Annotated in this window: 4 protein-coding genes; 1 reads left to right on the top strand and 3 read right to left on the bottom strand. The window is 70.0% G+C overall.

What is annotated here, in order from left to right; genetic code table 11:
- Window positions 1-490: 490 nt before the first annotated feature.
- Window positions 491-1,039 carry a MarR family winged helix-turn-helix transcriptional regulator gene (locus ACZ3TS_RS38420; protein WP_467626765.1) on the bottom strand — a complete coding sequence of 183 codons (549 nt, stop codon included), beginning with the start codon at window positions 1,037-1,039 and terminating at the stop codon, window positions 491-493.
- 166 nt (window positions 1,040-1,205) lie between these two features.
- On the opposite strand from ACZ3TS_RS38420, the gene ACZ3TS_RS38415 reads away from it, so the two are divergent.
- On the top strand, window positions 1,206-2,480 hold the full coding sequence (locus ACZ3TS_RS38415; protein WP_467626770.1) for an MFS transporter: 1,275 nt from the start codon (window positions 1,206-1,208) through the stop codon (window positions 2,478-2,480).
- Between the two features lie 15 nt (window positions 2,481-2,495).
- Here the strand turns inward: ACZ3TS_RS38415 and ACZ3TS_RS38410 are convergent, their stop codons facing one another.
- Together ACZ3TS_RS38410 and ACZ3TS_RS38405 are read right to left on the bottom strand one after the other, a co-directional pair.
- Complete coding sequence (locus tag ACZ3TS_RS38410) at window positions 2,496-4,148, bottom strand: ATP-binding SpoIIE family protein phosphatase (protein ID WP_467626763.1); 1,653 nt, start codon at window positions 4,146-4,148, stop codon at window positions 2,496-2,498.
- Between the two features lie 206 nt (window positions 4,149-4,354).
- Window positions 4,355-5,755, bottom strand: coding sequence for an NAD(P)/FAD-dependent oxidoreductase (locus ACZ3TS_RS38405; protein WP_467626760.1), 1,401 nt, complete (start codon window positions 5,753-5,755; stop codon window positions 4,355-4,357).
- Window positions 5,756-6,000: the final 245 nt, after the last annotated feature.

The following is a 6,000-nucleotide window of genomic DNA, read 5'->3' as shown; positions in this document are numbered from 1 at the left end:
CTTCCTTTGTACTCACCCGAGAGACTCACTCTCGCGGCTTTCCTCCGGGCGCTTCCCTTCGGTGTTTCCGACTCTATCAGATCTTTCCGATCCGATTTACTCGGCGCTTTCCGGCCTTTCGGCCTTCCGGCGCTGTCGACTCTATCAGATCCCTCAGTCACCTTCGGGGCCTGACTCCCAGTCAACCGGGTTTGTCCTCGCGACCGTTGGGCCGTTCCGACGTCCCAAACCTTAGCGGATCTTTCCGGCGATTCCCAATCGAGTGGATCTCGACCGGCTCGAAGTCGCCGTACCCAAATGGAATCGAATTCGGGCGCGCCGAAAATCGACCCCGTTGGGAGATCGTGCTGAGTGGTTTGGTTGCCGCTATCGCGGCGGGAGGTGCTGCCCGGGAACCGTTACGGCCCCGTGGCAACCCGAAGAACTTTACGGATCTGAGGTTGGACTGTCAAGCGTCCCCCGGATGACATCGCGCCAAACCTCCGGCAGGTCAGTCGAGGTCGCTGAGTCGGCCGCCGGCGTCCGGCTGGGCGTGCTCCACACGGCGCAGCAGACGCGTCAGAACCTCGCCGAGGACGGTGCGCTCCTGCGGGGAGAGATCCTGCAGCAGGTCCTCCTCGAACCCCGAGGCCAGGCGCATCGCCTCCAGCCACTTCTCGCGGCCTTCGGCGGTCAGCTCGACGATCACGCGGACGCGGTTGGCCTCGTCCCGCTCCCGGGTGACGAGGCCTTCGTTCACCATGCGGTCGATGCGGTGGGTCATCGCGGCCGGCGTCAGGCCGAGCCGCTTGGCCAGGTCGCTCGGACCCATGCGGTAGGGGGCGCCGGAGAGAACCAGGGCCTTGAGGACCTCCCACTCGGCGTTGCTGATGCCGAGTTCCGCGGTCTGGCGACCGTAGGCGACGTTCATGCGTCGGTTGAGCCGGGACAGCGCCGAGACGATCTTCTCCACCTGGGGGTCCAGGTCCTGGAACTCGCGCTGGTAGGCGGCGATCTGTTCGTCGAGGGTCGGCTCGCTGACGCCGGGGTTGTCGCCCATGGCCGCAGTATGGCACGCGCCCGCTTGGCTTCGAAGTCCTTCAAGGTGTACTGTTTAGCTCCTAAGTTTAGCCTCGAAGTCTTCAGGGTTAACTGCTTCAGGCGTACGCCGTAGGTCCGGACCCTGGCGGCCCCTCTTCCTAAGGCAGGTGAACGTGACCAGGGCGATGGGCGCAGCGATGCGCCGGATCCATGTGGGCAACGCACTCAGCGCGTTCGGCCTCGGCTTCACCGTCCCGTATCTGTACGTCTATGTGGCGCAGGTGCGCGGTCTCGGTGCTGCGACGGCGGGTCTTGTACTCGCCGTCTTCGCCGTCGCCGCGCTCGTCGTGCTGCCGTTCGCCGGGCGGGCCATCGTCCGGCGCGGCCCGCTTCCGGTGCTGCTCGCCGCCCTCATCTCCGCCGCCGTCGGCGCGCTGAGCCTGGGGCTCGCCGGCAGCGCGGTGAGCGTGCTGCTGTCGGCCGCCGTGCTCGGTGCCGGGCAGGCCGTGATGCAGCCCGCGCTGGCCACGATGATCGTGGACTGCTCGACCGCGGAGACGCGGTCGCGGGACTTCGCGATGCAGTTCTTCCTGCAGAACCTGGGGCTCGGCGTCGGCGGCCTGATCGGCGGCCATCTGGTCGATGCCTCGCGCGCCGCGTCCTTCACGCTGCTGTTCGCGATCGAGTCCGCGATGTTCCTGCTGCTCGTCGTGATCATGGCGACGGTACGGATGCCTCATGCACCGAGGATCGCGACCGCCGCGCCGCAGGACGGCAGAGCGGGCCGGAGGCAGTTGCTGGGCAACCGGGCCATGGTGCAGCTGTGCGTGCTGGGGTTCGTGCTGTTCTTCGCGTGCTACGGCCAGTTCGAGTCGGGGCTGAGCGCGTACGGCGTCGAGGCGGCCGGCATCTCCACGTCCGCGCTGGGTACGGCGCTGGCGGCGAACACGATGATGATCGTGGTCGCCCAGTTCGCGGTGCTGAAGTTCGTGGAACGGCGAAGGCGGTCCCGGGTGATCGCGACGGTGGGGCTCGTCTGGGCCGTTGCGTGGGCCACCGCGGGATACGCGGGGCTGGAGCACGGCAGCCGGGCCGTGGCGACCGCCGCGTTCATCTCGACCTACGCGCTGTTCGGGCTCGGCGAGGCGATGCTGTCGCCCACGCTCGCGCCGCTCGTCGCCGATCTGGCGCCGACGGGGATGGCAGGCCAGTACAACTCGGCGTTCGCCCTGGTGAAGCAGCTCGCCCTCGCGGTGGGTCCGGCGGTGGGCGGTCCGCTGGGCGCGTCGCTGCCCACGCCGTACATCGTGACGTTCCTGCTGTGCTCGCTGGGCATCACGTTCCTGGCGATCCGGCTCGGGCGCCGACTGACGCTCGTGCAGAACCAGCCGTCGCAGGCGCGGAGTCTGGTGGTGGCGCAGGGCGGTGCGTCGGCGGAGACGGTGTCGGTACGCGCCTAGGCGACAACCTGGTGGTCAGCCCCCTTCTCGAGGCAGCGCGAACTCGCACCACACGGCCTTGCCGCCTCCCGGCGTCCTTCGCGAGCCCCAGTTGGAGGCGATGGTCGCCACGATCGCGATTCCCCGTCCCGCCTCGTCCGCCGGCTCCGCTCGGCGGCGGCGGGGCAGGTGGTCGTCGCCGTCCGTCACCTCGATGATCAGTCGGCGGTCCGTGCGCCGGAGGCGCAGCCTCGTGGGCGGGGTGCCGTGCTGCAACGAGTTCGCGACCAGTTCGCTCGCCGCCAGCACCCCCAGATCGCGCAGATCCGCCGGGAACCGCCAGCTCGCCAGCACACCGGAGGCGAACGCACGTGCGCGTGGCGCCGCCTCCACGCCGCCCAGCAGCTCCAGTGCGGCGTTCCGGAAGAGGTCGCCGTCCGGGCCCGATCGCGACGGGTGCTGGAGCACCAGGACCGCGACGTCGTCGTCGTGGCCCGCCGTGACGCCCGCCGAGCGCAGCAGGCGGTCGCAGATCACCTGCGGCGTGCCCTTGGCACCCGCCAGTGCGTTCGCCAGGGCCGCGATGCCCTCGTCCAGGTCGGCGTCCCGGCGTTCGACCAGGCCGTCCGTGTAGAGGACGGCCGTGGAGCCGGGCGCCAGCGGCACCGAGCCCGAGGCGTGCATCCAGCCGCCGGTGCCGAGCGGCGGGCCGGTGGGTTCGTCGGCGCGCAGGACCACTCCGCTCTCGTCGCGGACCAGGATCGGCAGGTGGCCCGCCGACGCGTACACCAGCCGGCCCTCGTTCGGGTCGTGGATGGCGTACACACAGGTCGCGATCTGGTTGGGGTCGATCTCCGCGGCGAGGCCGTCGAGGAGCTGGAGCACCTCGTGCGGGGGCAGGTCGAGGCGTGCGTAGGCGCGCACGGCCGTGCGCAACTGGCCCATCACCGCCGCCGCGCGGACGCCTCTGCCCATGACGTCGCCGATCACCAGTGCCGTGCGGCCGCCGCCGAGGGTGATCACGTCGTACCAGTCGCCGCCGACCGCGGCCTCCGTGCCACCGGGCTGGTAGGTGGCGGCGATGCGCAGGTCGTCGGGCTGTTCCAGTTCCTGCGGCAGCAGGGAGCGCTGGAGGGTCACGGCGGTCTCGCGCTGCTCGCGCTCGCTGGCGCGCAGCCGTTCGGCGGCCTCGGCGTGGTCGGTGACGTCGGCGGCGAAGATGAGCACGCCCCTGGCCTCGTCGTCGGGCACGTCCACCGGAGTGCACGTGAACGTGTACGAACGGCCGCCGGCCGCCTTGCGGGACTTGACCGTGCGTGGCTTGGAGCTGCGCAGCACCTGGTCCAGGAGCGGGAGGAGACCGAGTTCGTCCAGCTCGGGCAGCGCCTCACGGGCGGGTTCGCCGACCGGCCGGGCGCCGAAGGCCGCCGCATAGGCGTCGTTCACGTACGCGATGCGGTGGTCGGGGCCGTGGACCAGCGCGACGAGGGCCGGGATGCGGTCGAGGACCTCGCGCACCGGCAGCTCGTCGACGGCGGGCACACTCGGCGTGTCGTCGGTGAGCCGCTCGGCGCGGGCCCCGGGTACGGATCCTTCCCCCCGCCGGTCCGGGGCGACCGTCTGCTCGGTCCGCGCCGCGGCGCGGCGCTGCGTTCCGGGGAGCCGGGCGCTCCAGCGCGTGAAGTTCACCGATTCCTTGCCTCGTCGTTGTCGTCTCCGGCCGGCTCCGGACCGGGTCGGGAGTCCGGGTGCCTGCCCCCGGGGGTACGGCAGTGGGGAAAGCCTGGTGGATGCGTCCGGGCGAGGGTCGGCCCGCCCTGGGTCATGGACCAGTCTGTCCGACCGGACCGACATCCGTCAGACGCCGGTCCCTGCGGCGGAGTTCCCGGGTCCGGTCAGGACGACCCCTTCGGGTCTCCAGAAGGCTTTCCACCGGCCGCCAGTTCGAACTCTGCACGGGGATGTTCGAGTGAACCGAGAGAGACGATCTCCCTCTTGAAGAGCCCGGCCAGGGTCCATTCGGCCAGTACACGCGCCTTGCGGTTGAAGGTGGGCACCCTGCTGAGGTGGTACACGCGATGCATGAACCAGGCAGGGTAGCCCTTCAGCTTGCGCCCGTAGACGTGCGCGACACCCTTGTGCAGCCCCAGAGAGGCGACCGAGCCGACGTACTTGTGGGCGTACGTCTCCAAGGCCTGGTCGCGCAGCGAGCGCACGATGTTGTCGGCGAGCACCCTGGCCTGGCGCACCGCGTGCTGGGCGTTGGGGGCGGTCTCCTTGCCGGGCACCTCGGCGGTGACGTCGGGAACGGCGGCCGCGTCTCCCGCCCCCCACGCGTGCGTGACGCCCTCCACGGTCAACTCGGGGGTGCACTTGAGGCGGCCGCGCCCGTTCAGCGGCAGGTCGGTGGCCGCGAGGATCGGATGCGGCTTCACCCCGGCGGTCCACACGACCGTACGCGTGGGGAAGCGCGCCCCGTCGGACAGGACGGCGATCCGGTCGGCGCACGACTCGAGCCGGGTTTCGAGGCGTACGTCGATGTTGCGGCGGCGCAGTTCGGTCACCGTGTAGCGGCCCATCTCCTCACCGACCTCGGGGAGGATGCGGTCGGAGGCCTCCACGAGGATCCACTTCATGTCCTCGGGCTTCACGTTGTGGTAGTAGCGCGCGGCATAGCGGGCCATGTCCTCCAGCTCGCCGAGCGCCTCGACGCCGGCGAAGCCGCCGCCCACGAAGACGAAGGTGAGGGCCGCGTCCCGGATCGCGGGGTCACGGGTGGAGGAGGCGATGTCCATCTGCTCGATGACGTGGTTGCGCAGGCCGATGGCCTCCTCGAGGGTCTTGAAACCGATGCCGTACTCGGCCAGACCGGGGATAGGGAGCGTGCGCGAGATGGAGCCGGGGGCGAGGACGAGTTCGTCGTACGACAACTGTTCCGTCTGCCCGGTCTCCTCGGTGGCGAGCGTGGCGACGGTCGCGGTGCGCTTGGCGTGGTCGATGGACGTGACCTCACCGATGACCACATGACAGCCGTCCAGGACCCGGCGCAGCGGGACGACCACATGGCGGGGCGAGATGGCACCGGCGGCGGCCTCGGGCAGGAACGGCTGGTAAGTCATGTAGGGGTCGGGCGTGACCACCACGATCTCGGCCTCGCCCCGCCGGAGTTCCGCCTTCAGTTTCCGCTGCAGGCGCAGGGCCGTGTACAGACCGACGTAGCCGCCGCCGACGATGAGGATGCGCACACACTTCGGGGGGTCGGGGGACGTCCCCCGATGGATTGCAGCCGTCACCATCCCATGACGCACCCGACTCTTGAGTTTGTCCACAGCCCCGGCAAATTGTGTGACCGGACGGCGGCACGGGGCGGAGTTGGCCGAATTGCCGGAGTGCGGGGCAGGATCGCAGGTCAGCGGGTGTGAGCCGGGTGACATTGGGGGGCGCAATCGGGACGTAACCGCCCCGTACTCCGATCGGGGGGCGCTCTGTGCGGAACCTGCCCCTTCTGAATTGACCCCTGCTCAACTATGTTCGTGTGTCG

Source organism: Streptomyces sp. NPDC022910 (assembly GCF_055561075.1).
The sequence above is the reverse complement of the archived record's forward strand: the minus strand, read 5'-3'. Positions and strand labels throughout refer to the sequence as shown.

Bases quoted from the DNA above. Each gene is read 5' to 3' on its own strand.
- ACZ3TS_RS38415 (WP_467626770.1), top strand. From the start codon at position 1,206: ATGGGCGCAGCGATGCGCCGGATCCATGTGGGCAACGCACTCAGCGCG.
- ACZ3TS_RS38420 (WP_467626765.1), bottom strand. From the start codon at position 1,039: ATGGGCGACAACCCCGGCGTCAGCGAGCCGACCCTCGACGAACAGATC.
- ACZ3TS_RS38405 (WP_467626760.1), bottom strand. From the start codon at position 5,755: ATGGTGACGGCTGCAATCCATCGGGGGACGTCCCCCGACCCCCCGAAG.